Origin of the sequence: Allomesorhizobium aridi (assembly GCF_043769475.1) — a bacterium.
Taxonomy (GTDB): domain Bacteria; phylum Pseudomonadota; class Alphaproteobacteria; order Rhizobiales; family Rhizobiaceae; genus Allomesorhizobium.
Genome location: NZ_CP171729.1, coordinates 3,937,692 through 3,952,191, shown reverse-complemented (window position 1 = coordinate 3,952,191; position 14,500 = coordinate 3,937,692). Strand labels below are relative to the sequence as shown.

The 14,500-nt window shown below is 63.9% G+C and carries 10 protein-coding genes; 9 read left to right on the top strand and 1 reads right to left on the bottom strand.

Annotated elements, in window-relative coordinates:
- Positions 1–186: 186 nt before the first annotated feature.
- From ACG873_RS21470 to phoB, 7 genes are all read left to right on the top strand, one after another.
- Positions 187–3,933: a PAS domain-containing protein gene (locus ACG873_RS21470; RefSeq protein WP_394887438.1), complete on the top strand. Its 3,747-nt coding sequence runs from the start codon at positions 187–189 to the stop codon at positions 3,931–3,933.
- 261 nt (positions 3,934–4,194) lie between these two features.
- Positions 4,195–5,199 (top strand): PstS family phosphate ABC transporter substrate-binding protein, encoded by a 1,005-nt coding sequence (locus tag ACG873_RS21465; protein WP_394887436.1) that lies wholly within the window; start codon positions 4,195–4,197, stop codon positions 5,197–5,199.
- A 130-nt stretch (positions 5,200–5,329) separates the two neighbouring features.
- The gene (pstC, locus tag ACG873_RS21460; protein ID WP_394887434.1) at positions 5,330–6,718 is read left to right on the top strand and encodes a phosphate ABC transporter permease subunit PstC; all 1,389 of its coding nucleotides are present in this window, start codon (positions 5,330–5,332) and stop codon (positions 6,716–6,718) included.
- The gene (gene pstA, locus ACG873_RS21455) at positions 6,711–8,321 is read left to right on the top strand and encodes a phosphate ABC transporter permease PstA (RefSeq protein WP_394887432.1); all 1,611 of its coding nucleotides are present in this window, start codon (positions 6,711–6,713) and stop codon (positions 8,319–8,321) included. The genes pstC and pstA overlap by 8 nt, the downstream gene beginning before the upstream one ends.
- 14 nt (positions 8,322–8,335) lie before the next feature.
- Positions 8,336–9,151, top strand: coding sequence for a phosphate ABC transporter ATP-binding protein PstB (gene pstB, locus ACG873_RS21450; RefSeq protein WP_394887431.1), 816 nt, complete (start codon positions 8,336–8,338; stop codon positions 9,149–9,151).
- A gap of 22 nt (positions 9,152–9,173) precedes the next feature.
- On the top strand, positions 9,174–9,881 hold the full coding sequence (gene phoU, locus ACG873_RS21445) for a phosphate signaling complex protein PhoU (protein WP_394887429.1): 708 nt from the start codon (positions 9,174–9,176) through the stop codon (positions 9,879–9,881).
- Between the two features lie 25 nt (positions 9,882–9,906).
- Positions 9,907–10,596, top strand: a complete 690-nt coding sequence (phoB, locus tag ACG873_RS21440) for a phosphate regulon transcriptional regulator PhoB (RefSeq protein WP_394887427.1) — start codon at positions 9,907–9,909, stop codon at positions 10,594–10,596.
- A 3-nt stretch (positions 10,597–10,599) separates the two neighbouring features.
- Here phoB and ACG873_RS21435 read toward each other — a convergent pair whose 3' ends face one another.
- A complete protein-coding gene (locus ACG873_RS21435; RefSeq protein ID WP_394887425.1) occupies positions 10,600–11,841 on the bottom strand; it encodes an ROK family protein in 1,242 nt (413 codons plus the stop codon).
- Between the two features lie 176 nt (positions 11,842–12,017).
- Between ACG873_RS21435 and xylF the strand changes: the two genes are divergently transcribed.
- Together xylF and ACG873_RS21425 are read left to right on the top strand one after the other, a co-directional pair.
- Positions 12,018–13,061: a D-xylose ABC transporter substrate-binding protein gene (gene xylF / locus ACG873_RS21430; protein ID WP_394887423.1), complete on the top strand. Its 1,044-nt coding sequence runs from the start codon at positions 12,018–12,020 to the stop codon at positions 13,059–13,061.
- A 108-nt stretch (positions 13,062–13,169) separates the two neighbouring features.
- Positions 13,170–14,489, top strand: a complete 1,320-nt coding sequence (locus tag ACG873_RS21425; RefSeq protein ID WP_394887421.1) for a sugar ABC transporter permease — start codon at positions 13,170–13,172, stop codon at positions 14,487–14,489.
- The last annotated feature ends 11 nt before the right edge of the window (positions 14,490–14,500 follow it).

The following is a 14,500-nucleotide window of genomic DNA, read 5'->3' as shown; positions in this document are numbered from 1 at the left end:
TTGCATCTCCGGTCCGGGTTTGTTTCCGCGGACTGAAATTAGCGGCCGCCCTCGAAATGACAATGCTGCCCCCTGCTTCCGTTTGGCGGACAGCGATCCGTTAAGGTTAGCGGATCGTTAAGGCTTGTCGCCCATATTGCCGATCGAGCTGTGGCGGGCCGCCGAGCAGGGCGGAATGGGGAAGGCATGATCGAAGCTGAAGGCGCAGAGCGGCCGCGTCGGAGCAACGGCGCACTTTATTCCGGCGCCGGATTCTGTGCCCCTCTCGATCTCGGCGCCGAGGAGATGCGCCAGATCGTCGACGCCGGTTCGGACTGGATCTGGGAAACCGACGGCGAGCTCCGCTTTTCGTGGCTATCGGGCAATTACGAGCAGGTCACCGGCGTTTCGCCCGACGAGGTGCTCGGACGTTTCCGCTTCGATTTCCTCAGCCAGGTCGCCAAGGGCAGCAAGAGCGCCATCGACCATCTGGAAGATCTGCAGGCCCACCGGCCGTTCCGCGACTTCGTCTATGAGCTTGCCGGGGGGCGGCCGGACTGCCGCTGGATCTCGACCACCGGATTTCCGAGGTTCGACACGGCGGGCGCGTTCGTTGGCTATCGCGGCGTAGCGCGCAACGTCACCGCAATGGTGGCGGCCCTTCAGGAACTGGAAGCGACGCGCGAGAAATCCACGCAACCCGGCGTCCAGGCGCACCATGCCGACGAGCGGACGGAGCAATTGCTGTTCGATCTCGAGCGGACGATCGATTCCATGAAGATGGGCGTCGTGCTGCTCGACGCCCATCTGAATGCGGAAATCATCAACCGGGCATTTTACGATATATGGAAGCTCGCGCCGGGCGACGTCGCCGTAGGCAGCCCGTTCCGGGCGCTGATGGACATCAACCGGCACAACGGCATCTACGACGTCGACGAGGTCGAATGGGAACGCTACGTCGCCTCGCGGCTGGCCGAAATCCGCGCTGGCGATGTTGCGCCGCGTGAATTCAGCCGCGCCGACGGCTGCACGATGATCTACTCCGTGACGGCGCTGTCGGGCGGCAAGCGGCTTGTCTCCTATTACGACGTCACAGAGATGAAGCAGCGCGAAGCCGAACTCGCCGCGACCCATGAAAGGTCCAGATTGGCGGAGGCCGTGATCAATGGCGTCAGGGATCCGATCTTCGTCAAGGACAGCGACCTGAATTTCGTCATGGCCAACGAAGCCTTTTCCGGCATGTTCGGTCTGACGCCGCGGGACCTGGTGGGCAAGTCCGACCTTGATTTGTTCGGGCCGAAGGAAGCTGCCGCATTCGCCGAGGCCGAACGCCAGCTGCTCGCCAGCGGTGAATCTCTGGAATTCGAGAAAGCTGCGGAGGTTTCAGATGAAAGCCGCACCAGGATCGTGCGGAAGAACCGGATCCAGACCGCCAGCGGAAAGGCTTATGTTTCCGGCTTGATGTTCGACGTGTCGGACATCAAGAGCCGCGAGAACGAGGCGCAGGAGGCGCGCCAGCATCTGGCCAACGTGCTGGAATCGCTGCCCGCCGGCGTCATCATCTACGACCGCGACGACAAATTCGTCTTTGCGAACAGAAAACTTCAGGATTCCTTGCCGGCGCTAAAGCCGACCTGGCAGGTGGGGTGCAGTTTCCGCGAAGCGCTCGAACTTGGTCACTCCGTGGGTTATTTCCGCGCCAGCGGCGACCCGGAACTCGATGCGATCTACGAAACCGATCACGAAAACTGGCTCGAGGGAATGCTGCGGCATTATCGCCTCCGCCATTCGGTTTTCCAGCGCAGGAACCCCGACGGGCGCTGGTATCAGGTATTCGACACGCGCACCGACGACGGCACTTTCATTGGCGTGCGCGTCGAGATCACCGAGTTGAAGGAGCGCGAGGAGGCTCTCCGCGACAGCATGCGGCAGATCGACCTGTTCCGGCACGTGCTCGACGAGCTTCCGGTTTCGACCTACGTGAAAAATGCCGACCTGGCGTTCGAGTTCGTCAACAAGGCCTGGGCCAATATGACAGGGGTCTCGCAGGAAGCCGCGATCGGTCTTACCGACCGCGATTTCTTCGGCGAGGAAGGCGAGGGTTTTGCGGAACGCGACCTCGAAGTGCTGCGCACGGGCCAACTGAACGAATTCGAGGAGACCCTGACCCAGCCCGACGGCATGGTGCGTCAACTCATCGCCAAGAAGAACCGGTTGGTCTCGATCGACGGTTCCGTCCATCTCATCGGGTCCAGCACCGACATCACCGAACTGAAGCAGCGCGAGAGCGAGCTTCAGGAGGCGCAACGCAGGGCAGTGCTCGCCGACCGCGCAAAATCGGAGTTCCTGGCCAACATGAGCCATGAAATCCGCACGCCGATGAACGGCGTTCTCGGTATGGCCGAACTCCTCGCCAAATCCGACCTGGACCCGAAGCAGAAGACTTTCACCGACATCATCGTGAAGTCGGGCAATGCGCTGCTGACGATCATCAACGACATTCTCGACTTCTCCAAGATCGACGCCGGGCAGCTTGTGCTCGACCCGGCCCCGTTCAATCTGGGCGAGGCGATCGAGGATGTGGCGACGCTGGTTTCGACTCGCGCCAAGGAAAAGGATCTCGAACTCATCGTGCGGGTCGCGCCGCACCTCCACGATCTCGTGGTGGGCGATGTCGGCCGCATCCGCCAGATCGTCACCAACCTCGTCGGCAACGCGGTCAAGTTCACGGATTCGGGCCATGTACTGGTCGATGTGACGGGAGACATCGACGGCGGCATGTCGAAGCTGCGCGTTTCGGTGACCGACACGGGCATCGGCATTCCGCAGGACAAGCTGAAGCAGGTGTTCGAGAAGTTCAGCCAGGTCGACACCTCGTCGACGAGGCGGCATGAAGGTACCGGCCTCGGCCTGGCGATCACCTCGCGCCTCGTCCACCTTATGGACGGCGAGATCGGCGTGGAGAGCACCGAGGGCAAGGGTTCGACCTTCTGGTTCACGCTGTCGCTGCCGAACGCCGGAAGGCCGAACGGCCGCCGGGCGGCGCCGGTCGACGTGACAGGCGCGCGAATCCTGGTCGTCGACGACAATGCGGTCAACCGGGCGATTCTGACCGAGCAGATGGCGTCGTGGACGTTCGATTCCTGCGCGGCCGAAAGCGGGGCCGAGGGCTTGAAAGTTCTTGAGGCGGCGGCGGCCTATGGCGTGCCGGTCGATTGCGTCGTGCTCGACTACCAGATGCCGGGAATGACGGGCGCGGAAATGGCGCGCACGGTCCGCGCAACGCCGAACCTGGCGGATACGCCCATCGTCATGCTGACATCCGTCGATCAGTCGCTGGCGACCGCGAGCTACCGCGATCTCTCGATAGATGCGCAGCTTATCAAGCCGGCGCGCTCCTCGACGCTTCTCGAGGCTCTGGTCTCCACCATCCAGAAGCGGCGCTTCGTGCAGGGCGCCCACCCTGCGGCGGCCGCGCCCGAAGCCGTGCGCGAAACAGTACAGCCGGTCGAAAGCGTGCGGCCGCGCAACCGGGCTCCGAAACTGGACGGACACCGGCTCGACATTCTTGTGGCGGAAGACAACGAGGTCAATCAACTGGTCTTCACGCAGATACTCGGCGAAACCGATTGCACCTTCCAGATCGTCGGCAATGGCCGGCTGGCGGTTGCCGCGTTCCAGGAAATGAACCCACGCATGATCCTGATGGATGTCTCCATGCCGATGATGAACGGGCTGGAGGCGACGGCCGCCATACGAGAGCTTGAAGCGGCGACGCAGGGCCGCATTCCGATCGTCGGCGTCACGGCGCATGCGCTGAAGGGCGATCGTGAACGCTGCATCGAAGCCGGCATGGACGACTACCTGCCCAAACCGATCAGTCCGAAGGCGTTGCTGGACAAGATCGAGCGCTGGGCCGGGGACAAGGCCGGCGACCGGCGCAACGCCAGCTGAGCGCCGAACCTTCCTCCAGGCAAATAAAATTCGTGCAGTTCCGGAACCGGCGCATAGCCGGCTTGGTTTAGCTGTTGCTGGCCTAAGCGCTTGATTCCGGAAACATCTGCGCGCCAGCTCCGGTGTTGGGCTCGAGCGGGCCGCCGCAGGCGTTATCCAGCCGACACGAAAGTGTCATGCAACTGTTACAAACGGGCGCTATGGCCTCACGCGACGCTGACAAAGAGAGCGTCGAGAACAATTCCGACAGGAGTAGGCCACATGAAGAAATTCCCCCTTACAGCGTCGGCTGCGGCGTTGGCGCTCGCCGCCTCCGCCGGCTACGCCGCTGCGCGCGACCAGATCCAGATCGTCGGTTCGTCGACCGTGTTTCCGTTCACCACGGCCGTTGCCGAGAAGCTCGGCCAGGGCGGCCAGCTGAAGACCCCGGTTGTCGAATCGACCGGAACGGGCGGCGGCATGAAGCTGTTCTGCGCCGGCGTCGGCGAGAACACCGCCGATTTCACCAACGCCTCGCGCGCCATCAAGGATAGCGAACTCGAAACCTGCAAGGGCAATGGCGTGACGCCGGTCGAGATCAAGGTCGGCTTCGACGGCATCGTGCTCGCCAACTCCAAGGCTGGCACCGTCATTGACGTCACCAAGGACCAGATATTCAAGGCGCTCGCCAAGAATGTCGCCGTCGACGGCAAGGTCGTCCCGAACCCGTATGTGAACTGGTCGGATGTCGACGCTTCGCTGCCGGCGACCAAGATCGAAGTGCTCGGCCCGCCGCCGACCTCCGGCACGCGCGACGCTTTCGTCGAGCTGGTCATGGACGCGGCCTGCCAGGAAGAAGTCAAGGCGGCCAACGAAAAGGGCTGCGGCGAAATCCGCGAGGACGGCGCCTATGTCGAAGCCGGCGAAAACGACAATCTGATCGTGCAGAAGCTCGAGGCCAACGCTAACGCCTTCGGCATCTTCGGCTTCTCCTTCCTCGACCAGAACGCCGACAAGCTGCAGGGCTCCAAGGTTGGCGGTGTCGAGCCGACCTTCGAGAACATCGCCTCGGGCGACTACGGCGTATCCCGCTCGCTATTCGTCTATGCGAAGAAGGAACATGTCGGCGTCATCCCCGGCATGGAAGAGTTCATCGCCGAATACACCTCTGAAGCTGCCTGGGGCCCCGATGGTTACCTGGCCGACAAGGGCCTGATCCCGCTGCCGGACGCAGAACGCGCGTCGGTCGCCGAGAACGCCAAGGCTCTGAAGGGCATGGGTTCCTGATAAGCGTGTCGGGGCCGGGGTGGATTTCGCCTTGGCCCCGCATGTTTTAGGACAAAATGCGAAGCGCGAGGCCTGAGGTCTCGTGCTTTGAGCCGGTGAATAACCGGCGGTCGAGGGGACGTCCTGCATCATGGTCGGTTATCTCGTTTTTCTTCTTCTGGCCCTTGCCGCGGCCGCATACTGGATCGGCCGCAATCGCGCCATCGCGAGCGTCAACGGCGAGGTCGCGCGGCTGCATTCGCTGCCCGGCCAGCACGCCATGTTCCTGGCGCTGTTCACCGCCGGCCCCGCACTGCTTGCGGTCCTCATCTGGGCGATGGTTACGCCGGGCGTGGAATCTTCGATCATTGCCGACCGTTTCGCGGCCGAACTGTCCGGAATGGGCGTTCCCCAGGTCGAGGCGTTCATCCGCGACGCCCGCGCCATTGCCTTCGGTGGGTTGGTCGGCTTCACCGATCCCGCGAAAGAGGCGGCTGCCGCCGTCTATAAATCCATCCACACGACCAGCCTCTGGATCATCTGGATCGTCGCGCTCGTCCTCGCAGCCGGCGGGTTTTTCTGGGCCTATGGGCGCATTGCGCCGGCCTACCGCGCGCGCCATGTTGTCGAGCGCATCCTGCGCGCATTCCTTATCGCATGCTCCGTCGTCGCGATCCTGACCACGATCGGCATCGTGCTGTCGCTGATCTTCGAATCCCTGCGCTTCTTCCAGCAGGTGCCGTTCTACAAGTTCCTGTTCGGCACCCACTGGTCGCCGCAGAGCGCCTTCACCGGCGCGGGCACCGAAGCGGGCGCCGTCAACGAGGACATTTTCGGCGCCATACCGCTCTTCGCCGGCACGCTGCTCATCACCTTCATTGCCATGCTTGTCGCTGCACCGATCGGCCTGATGGCGGCGATCTATCTGTCCGACTATGCGTCGAAAAGCGTCCGCGCGGTCGCCAAGCCGGTGCTGGAAATCCTCGCCGGCATCCCGACCGTGGTCTACGGCTTCTTTGCCGCGCTAACCGTCGCGCCGTTCTTCCGCGGCATGGGCGAGAGCCTGGGCCTCAACGTCGCGTCGGAATCGGCGCTCGCCGCCGGCGTGGTCATGGGCATCATGATCATCCCCTTCGTCTCGTCGCTGTCCGACGACGTCATCAACGCCGTGCCGCAATCGCTGCGCGACGGCTCCGCCGGTCTCGGCGCGACCAAGTCCGAGACCATCCGCAAGGTTGTGCTGCCCGCGGCCCTGCCGGGCATCGTCTCGGCGATGCTCCTGGCGGTCAGCCGCGCCATCGGCGAAACCATGATCGTGGTGATGGCGGCCGGCCTTGCCGCGAACCTGACGGCCAATCCGCTCGAAGCTGTGACCACCGTGACGGTTCAGATCGTGACGCTGCTGGTCGGCGATCAGGAGTTCGACAGCGCCAAGACGCTGGCCGCCTTCGCGCTTGGCCTGGTGCTGTTCTGCATCACGCTCGCCCTCAACATCGTCGCCCTGCGCGTCGTCCAGAAGTACCGAGAGCAATATGACTGATGCGATCTCGACATTGGGCGGCGGACGCCCCGTCAGCGTCCATACCGACGATGCGGCGAAAGCGCGGCTGAAGGCCCGTTATGCGGCCGAGATGCGGTTCAAATGGCTGGGCGCGGGGGCCGTGGCGCTGGCCGGCTTTTTCCTGGTGCTGCTCCTTTCTACCGTGGTTACGCAGGCGTGGCCGGCGCTACGCATGAACTACCTGATGCTGCCGCTCGATCTGTCGGCGGCAAAGGTCGATCCGGCCAAGCTCGATGGCTTCGATTTCCAGGGCGTCATCAACGACGCGCTGACCGCCGAATTCCCGGATGTGACGAGCAGGCAGGACAGGCGTCTGCTGCGCGGCCTGATCTCGACAGGCGCCGGAACCTTCCTGCGCAAGGATATCGCCGAAAATCCGGGCATGCTCGGCACGTCGGTGGACTACGCCGTTCCGCTCGATGATTTCGCCGACCTCTACCTGAAGGGCCTGCTCGCCGATGTCGGTACCGACGAAGCGATCGCCACGACCGTCACACCTTCGGGTACGACCGGCGACATCGAGTTGACTTTTGGCGACGATGGCATGTTGGCTCTCGCCCGCGGCCATGGCGCTACGGAGGGCGAGAACGGCGCGCTGACGCTGACCAGCGGCGCTGCTTCTCTTTTGGTCGCGCTCGACGGCGGCACGGTCAAGCTGACGGCGCTGACGCCGGGCGAAAACGGCACAGCCGTCGCCAAGGGCCTGGTCATCGAGGCGCTCGACAGCACCGCTCCGGCGGCCACTGGACAGGCGGCGCTACGCGTCATCGACACGCCGGAATCGTCGCGCAAAATCTCCGACAAGGAGATTGTCTGGCTCGACAGGCTGAAGAGCGAAGACCTGACCGAAAGCCGCTTTAACTCGATCTTCTTCTTCACCGGCGCCAGCCGCGAGCCGGAACTCGCCGGCATCTGGGGCGCGGTCGTCGGATCGTTCCTGACAATGATCGTGACGCTCGCCATCGCCTTCCCGATCGGCGTTTCGGCGGCGATCTATCTCGAGGAGTTCGCGCCCAAGAACCGGCTGACGACGATCATCGAGGTCAACATCAACAACCTGGCTGCGGTGCCGTCGATCGTCTTCGGTCTGCTCGGCCTTGCCGTGTTCCTGAATTTCTTCGGCCTGCCGCGCTCCGCGCCGGTGGTCGGCGGCATGGTGCTGGCGCTGATGACCTTGCCGATCATCATCATCGCCTCGCGCGCCTCGCTGCGCGCCGTGCCGCCGTCGATCCGGGAGGCGGCGCTCGGCATCGGCGCATCCAAGGTGCAGACCGTGTTCCATCACGTGCTGCCGCTGGCGATGCCCGGCATCATGACCGGCACTATATTGGGGATGGCGCATGCGCTGGGCGAGACCGCGCCGCTGCTGATGATCGGCATGGTTGCCTTCATCGTCGACATTCCCGGCGGCTTCACCGACCCGGCGACCATCCTGCCGGTTCAGATTTTCATGTGGGCGGATTTCCCCGAACCCGGCTTTCAGCAGAAGACCTCGGCGGCAATTTTGATTTTGCTGGCGTTTCTGGTCATCATGAACGCCATCGCGGTGATCCTGCGCAAGCGCTTCGAGCGGCGCTGGTAAGGGGAGCAGAGGATATGAACATCATGACCGAAGCCGGAATGGAACAGAAGCTGGCGCAGAGAACCAACGAGCCCCCGATCAAGATGAAGGGTGAGAAGGTCAATGTTCACTACGGCGAGAAGCGCGCGCTGTTCGATGTCGACCTCGATGTTCGCGAAAACCAGGTGACGGCGTTGATCGGCCCGTCCGGCTGCGGCAAGTCGACCTTCCTGCGCTGTCTGAACCGCATGAACGACACGATCGACATCGCGCGGGTGTCGGGCAAGATCACGCTCGACGGCGAGGACGTCTACGATCCGAAGATCGACGTGGTCGAACTGCGCGCCCGCGTCGGCATGGTATTCCAGAAGCCCAACCCGTTTCCCAAGTCGATCTACGAGAACGTCGCCTACGGCCCGCGTATCCATGGCCTTGCGAAAAACAAGACGGATCTCGATGGCATCGTCGAATCCAGCCTGAAGAAGGCCGGCCTGTTCAACGAGGTGAAGGACCGCCTGCTCGAATCCGGCACCGGGCTATCCGGCGGCCAGCAGCAGCGCCTGTGCATCGCGCGCGCAATTGCCGTCTCGCCCGAAGTGATCCTTATGGACGAGCCGTGCTCGGCACTCGACCCGATCGCCACCGCCAGGGTGGAGGAACTGATCGATGAATTGCGCGAGAACTACACGATTGTCATCGTCACCCATTCGATGCAGCAGGCGGCCCGCGTTTCGCAGCGCACCGCCATGTTCCACCTCGGCTATCTGGTCGAGGAGGGTGCGACCGACAAAATGTTCACGAACCCCGACGACAAACGCACGCAGGACTATATCACCGGCCGGTTCGGCTGAGTGACAAGGCGAGGACGATAGAATGGGTGAGCACACGGTTGCCTCTTTCGACGAAGAACTCGGGCATGTCGACCGGCTGATCCGCGACATGGGCGATCTCGCCGGCGCGATGGTCGGCGCTTCGATCAGGGCGCTTCTGTCATCCGACAATGCACTGGCGCAGCGGGTCATCTCCGACGACGCCATCATGGACGCCAGGCAGCGCGAACTCGACGACCGCGCCATCACGCTGATCGCCAAGCGCCAGCCGATGGCGCAGGATCTGCGCGCCGTGCTCGGCGCTATCCGCATGGCAGGCGATCTCGAGCGTATAGGCGATCTCGCCAAGAACATCGCCAAGCGCGTCAGCGCTGTCGGCCAGAGCGCGACGCCGCGCGACCTCTCGCACAGCATCGACGCCATGGCCCAGATGGTGCTCGCCCAGGTTCATGGCGTGGTCGACAAATATGTCGCGCGCGAACCGGAGGCGCTGCAGACGCTGCGCGCCGATGACGAGAAGATCGACGTCAAATACACGTCGGTGTTCCGCGAATTGCTGACCTACATGATGGAAGACCCGCGCAACATCACCGCCTGCACGCATCTCCTGTTCTGCGCCAAGAACCTCGAGCGCATAGGCGACCATGTCACCAACATCGCCGAAAACGCCTATTTCGTCATGACCGGTTCGCAACTGCCGCCGAACCGGCCGAAGCTCGACGAGACCACGCAGACGGTGTCGGCCGAGTAAGCAAATCGGCATTGGGATTTCATTTATGATCGCTCCGAAAATCATGGTTGTCGAAGACGAGGAGCCGCTGGGCGTGCTCCTGCGCTACAATCTGGAATCCGAAGGCTATCAGGTCGAGATCGTGCCGCGCGGCGACGAGGCCGAGATAAGGCTGCAGGAGAACGTGCCGGACCTTCTGGTGCTGGACTGGATGCTGCCGGCGCTTTCGGGCATCGAGCTCTGCCGCCGGCTAAGAATGCGACCTGAAACCGAGCGCCTGCCGATCATCATGCTGACTGCCCGCGGCGAGGAAAGCGATCGCGTCAGGGGGCTCGCCACCGGCGCCGACGACTATCTGGTCAAGCCGTTCTCGACGCCGGAATTCATGGCGCGGGTCAAGGCGCTGCTGCGGCGGGCAAAGCCCGAGGTGCTGTCCAGCGTGCTCAAGGTCGGCGACATCGTTCTCGACCGCGAGGCGCACCGGGTCTACCGCAAGAAGAGCGAGGTCAAGCTCGGGCCGACCGAGTTCCGGCTGCTGGAATTCATGATGCGGCATCCAGGCCGGGTGTTCTCGCGCGGGCAATTGCTCGACAATGTGTGGGGCGAGACGATCTATATCGACGAGCGTACCGTCGACGTGCATGTCGGGCGGCTGCGCAAGGCGGTCAACAACGGCCGCATGCCGGACGTCATCCGCACCATCCGCGGCGCCGGCTACGCAATCCGCGAGGAATAGCGTTTACGCCACTTCGGTCTTCCTGGCAGGCGTTTCCGTTGGCGCGCCGGCGGCGAAGATTTCCTGGTCGATGAGGGTCAGCGCGCGCATGGCGCAGCCTTCGCGGATCAGCGGAACCTCGTCCGGCTCGACGGCGAAGGAGATCGCGCCTGAATGCTGGCCGCCGGCGGTTCTGGCGATCGCCTCGCGCAGAGGCGGCTCGATCAAGTCGAAGGCGGCGGCGCCTATGCCGACCATCGCCACCGGGGCGGGGTCGATGAGCGCGAACAGGCTGCCTAGGCCGAAGCCGATCGCCTCGCCGGCCCGACGGAACGCCTCGCGCTCGGGCCCTTCTTTCGCGCGGGCGGTTGCCGCGAGCGCTTTCATGTCGGCGTCGCTGATGTCGGCTACCGGCTCCTCGTCCTCGCTCGATTGACGGGCGGCCCGCCAGATCGCGTAATTGCCGGCATAGGCCTCGACGCAGCCGCGGCGTCCGCAGCGGCAAAGAGCGCCATCGGGACGGTGGATCATGTGCCCGAACTCGCCGCCTGAAGATTGAGTGCCGGTGAAAAGCTCGCCCTTCAGCACCAGGCCCATGCCGATGCCGTGCGACAGCAGGATCGCGATGAAATCGTCGCGGTAGCGCTCGGGATCGCGCCACTTCAGCGCCTCGGCGATCATGTTGCAGTCGTTCTCGACCGTCACCGGAATGCCGAACTCGCCTTCGAGCGTATCGGCGAAGCCGATGCCCGAATGCGGGGTGATCGGCGACCACAGCATGGTGCGCCGCCCGGCGTCGGTCGTGCCCTGGACGGCAAGCACCATGCGCATGATGCGCCTTCCGCCCGCTGCGCCGAGCCGCCGCCGCACCATCGCCAGGCATTCGCCTATCAGCTCGTCCTCGGGCAAGGTCAGCGTCGACAGCTTGCGCTGCTCGCTGGTGACCGTCTGGCCGGCATAGTCGACAACGGCGACGGAAAGGAAATTCAGCGCCAGGACGATGGTGACGACGGCTGCCGCTTCAGGCTTCAGCGCCAGTGCTACCTGCGGCCGTCCCCGCTTCAGCGAAACCGCCTCGCCGCTTTTGGTCTCGGCCAGGATGCCCTCGGCGATCAGGTCCGACGAAATCGCCGATATCGTGGAGTGGCTGAGGCCGGTGGCGCGAGCGATCTCGGTGCGCGACGGCTGGAAGGCGCGGCGCACCGCCGAGATGACCATTGCGCGGTTGCGCCTGCGCAAATCGTCGTGACGGATTCCGACCGACATTTCCTGCAATCCTCCCGCGGCTGCCGCCGCAGACCTTCCCTTCCAAGCCAAGGTCCGTCAACAGCGCCGCAACAATATTGACAGAAGTCGCCGCATGCGTCATTCTTTTTTCGAGGCTCGAAAAAAGAGCTTCGGACGACGTTCAATGCGCCTCCGGGCGCACTAGGGAGGTAATCATGAAAAAATTTGCAACCGCCATTCTGGCGGGTGTGGCGATGACCGTGTCGCTTGCGGCAGTGGCCGAGGCGAAGGACAAGATCATTGGCGTATCCTGGTCCAACTTCCAGGAAGAGCGCTGGAAGACTGACGAGGCGGCGATCAAGGCGGCGCTCGAAGCAGCCGGCGACAAGTACATCTCCGCGGATGCCCAGTCCAATCCGGGCAAGCAGCTCACCGATGTCGAAAGCCTGATCGGCCAGGGCGCCAACGCGCTGATCATCCTGGCGCAGGATTCGAGCGCGATTGCGCCGGCCGTCGAGAAGGCGGTCGCCGAGGGCATTCCGGTGGTCGGCTACGATCGCCTGATCGAAAACAAGGACGCCTTCTACCTGACCTTCGACAACAAGGAAGTCGGCCGCTTGCAGGCCAAGGGCGTGTTCGCCGTGAAGCCGGAAGGCAACTACGTCTTCATCAAGGGTTCGGGCTCCGATCCGAACGCCGATTTCCTGTTCGCCGGCCAGATGGAAGTGCTCAAGGAAGCAATCGACGCCGGCAAGATCAAGAATGTCGGCGAGGCCTACACCGACGGCTGGCTGCCCGCCAACGCCCAGAAGAACATGGAGCAGTTCCTGACCGCCAACGACAACAAGATCGACGCGGTCGTAGCCTCCAATGACGGCACGGCCGGCGGCGCCATCGCTGCCTTGTCGGCGCAGGGCCTGGCCGGCGCGGTTCCGGTGTCGGGCCAGGACGGCGACCATGCCGCGCTGAACCGCATCGCGCTCGGCACGCAGACCGTCTCGGTCTGGAAGGACTCGCGCGAACTCGGCAAGGCGGCGGCTGAAATCGCCTCGCAGCTCGCCGACGGCACGGCCATGGATGCGATCCCGAACGTCGTCAAGTTCAACGGCGGCCCCGCCGGCGTCGAGATGAACTCGGTGTTCCTCACGCCGATCGCGATCACCAAGGACAATTTGAACGTCGTCATCGACGCGGGCTGGGTCTCCAAAGACGTGGTCTGCCAGGGTGTCGCCGCCGGCACGGTGCCGGCCTGCAACTGACCTTCGACCAATACGCCAACGCCGCGGTTTGACGAAAACCGCGGCGTTTCGCTAAGCTGAAAATTGTCCGGCGGTCCGCGCGAGACGGATGCCGGCGGGAGGAACGTCATGACCGAGGTGACCTCGACAGCGCCGGCAGACCGCGCCCGCGCGTCCGAGCTTGGGCCCGTCGCCCGCTTCCTCAGGGCGACAGAGCTCGACACGCGGATGCTGGGCATGATCGGCGCCTTGCTGATCATCTGGGTCGGCTTCCACATCCTCTCGGGCGGCCTGTTCCTGACGCCCCGCAATCTGTGGAATCTGTCTGTCCAGTCCTCGTCGATCGCGGTCATGGCGACGGGCATGGTGCTGGTCATCGTCACCCGCAACATCGACCTGTCGATCGGCTCGGCGCTCGGGCTGATCGGCATGATCATGGGCGTGGTCCAGGCCGAATTCCTGCCGCAGGTGATGGGCATACCGCTCGGCAGCCCGTCGATCTGGATCCTGGCGCTGATCTCGGGCCTGCTGGTCGGCCTCGCCATTGGCGGCTTCCAAGGCTTCCTGATCGCCTATCTCGGCATTCCCGCCTTCATCGTCACGCTGGGCGGGCTTCTTGTGTGGCGCGGCGCGGCCTGGTGGGTGACCAGCGGGCGGACCGTCGCCCCGATGGACCCGACGTTCCGGCTGATCGGCGGCGGGCCGGAAGGCTCGATAGGCGCGACGGCGAGCTGGGCGGTCGGCATTCTCGCCTGCGTCGCCTTCGTGCTTCTGCTTCTCGTCGCCCGTTCGCGGCGCAAGCGCTTCCGCTTTCCCCTGCGCCCTGTCTGGGCCGAAGGCTTCATCGGAGCGATCGCGTGCGCTGCCATTCTCGGCGCGGTGTGGATCGCCAACTCCTATCCATGGCCGATCGGCATCGTCAGGCGCTATGCCGAGGCCAACAACATCACGCTGCCCGAAGGCGGCCTGTTCATCGCCCACGGCATCGCCATACCGGTGCTGATCGCCGTAGCCGTCGGCATCGTCATGACCTTTATCGCAACCCGTACCCGCTTCGGCCGCTATGTGTTCGCCATTGGCGGCAATCCGGAAGCCGCCGAGCTCGCCGGCATCAACACGCGCTGGGTCATCATGAAGATATTCATGCTGATGGGGCTGCTTGCCGCCATCGGCGCCAGCATCTCGAGCGCGCGCCTCAACGCTGCGACCAATTCGCTGGGCACGCTCGACGAGCTTCTGGTGATCGCCGCGGCCGTCATCGGCGGCACCTCGCTCGCCGGCGGTGCCGGCACGATCGCCGGCGCCATGCTCGGCGCGCTTTTGATGCAGTCGCTGCAGTCGGGCATGGTGCTGCTCGGCGTCGACACGCCGCTGCAGAACATCGTCGTCGGAGTGGTGCTGGTCGTGGCCGTCTGGCTCGACACGCTCTACCGCAAGCGCATCATCTAGGAGGCGAAAAA

What these genes read in the sequence shown, in the direction of transcription:
- phoU (WP_394887429.1), top strand. Translation starts at nt 9,174, where the DNA reads ATGGGTGAGCACACGGTTGCCTCTTTCGACGAAGAACTCGGGCATGTC.
- ACG873_RS21425 (WP_394887421.1), top strand. Translation starts at nt 13,170, where the DNA reads ATGACCGAGGTGACCTCGACAGCGCCGGCAGACCGCGCCCGCGCGTCC.
- ACG873_RS21465 (WP_394887436.1), top strand. Translation starts at nt 4,195, where the DNA reads ATGAAGAAATTCCCCCTTACAGCGTCGGCTGCGGCGTTGGCGCTCGCC.
- pstC (WP_394887434.1), top strand. Translation starts at nt 5,330, where the DNA reads ATGGTCGGTTATCTCGTTTTTCTTCTTCTGGCCCTTGCCGCGGCCGCA.
- pstB (WP_394887431.1), top strand. Translation starts at nt 8,336, where the DNA reads ATGAACATCATGACCGAAGCCGGAATGGAACAGAAGCTGGCGCAGAGA.
- ACG873_RS21470 (WP_394887438.1), top strand. Translation starts at nt 187, where the DNA reads ATGATCGAAGCTGAAGGCGCAGAGCGGCCGCGTCGGAGCAACGGCGCA.
- pstA (WP_394887432.1), top strand. Translation starts at nt 6,711, where the DNA reads ATGACTGATGCGATCTCGACATTGGGCGGCGGACGCCCCGTCAGCGTC.
- phoB (WP_394887427.1), top strand. Translation starts at nt 9,907, where the DNA reads ATGATCGCTCCGAAAATCATGGTTGTCGAAGACGAGGAGCCGCTGGGC.
- xylF (WP_394887423.1), top strand. Translation starts at nt 12,018, where the DNA reads ATGAAAAAATTTGCAACCGCCATTCTGGCGGGTGTGGCGATGACCGTG.
- ACG873_RS21435 (WP_394887425.1), bottom strand. Translation starts at nt 11,841, where the DNA reads ATGTCGGTCGGAATCCGTCACGACGATTTGCGCAGGCGCAACCGCGCA.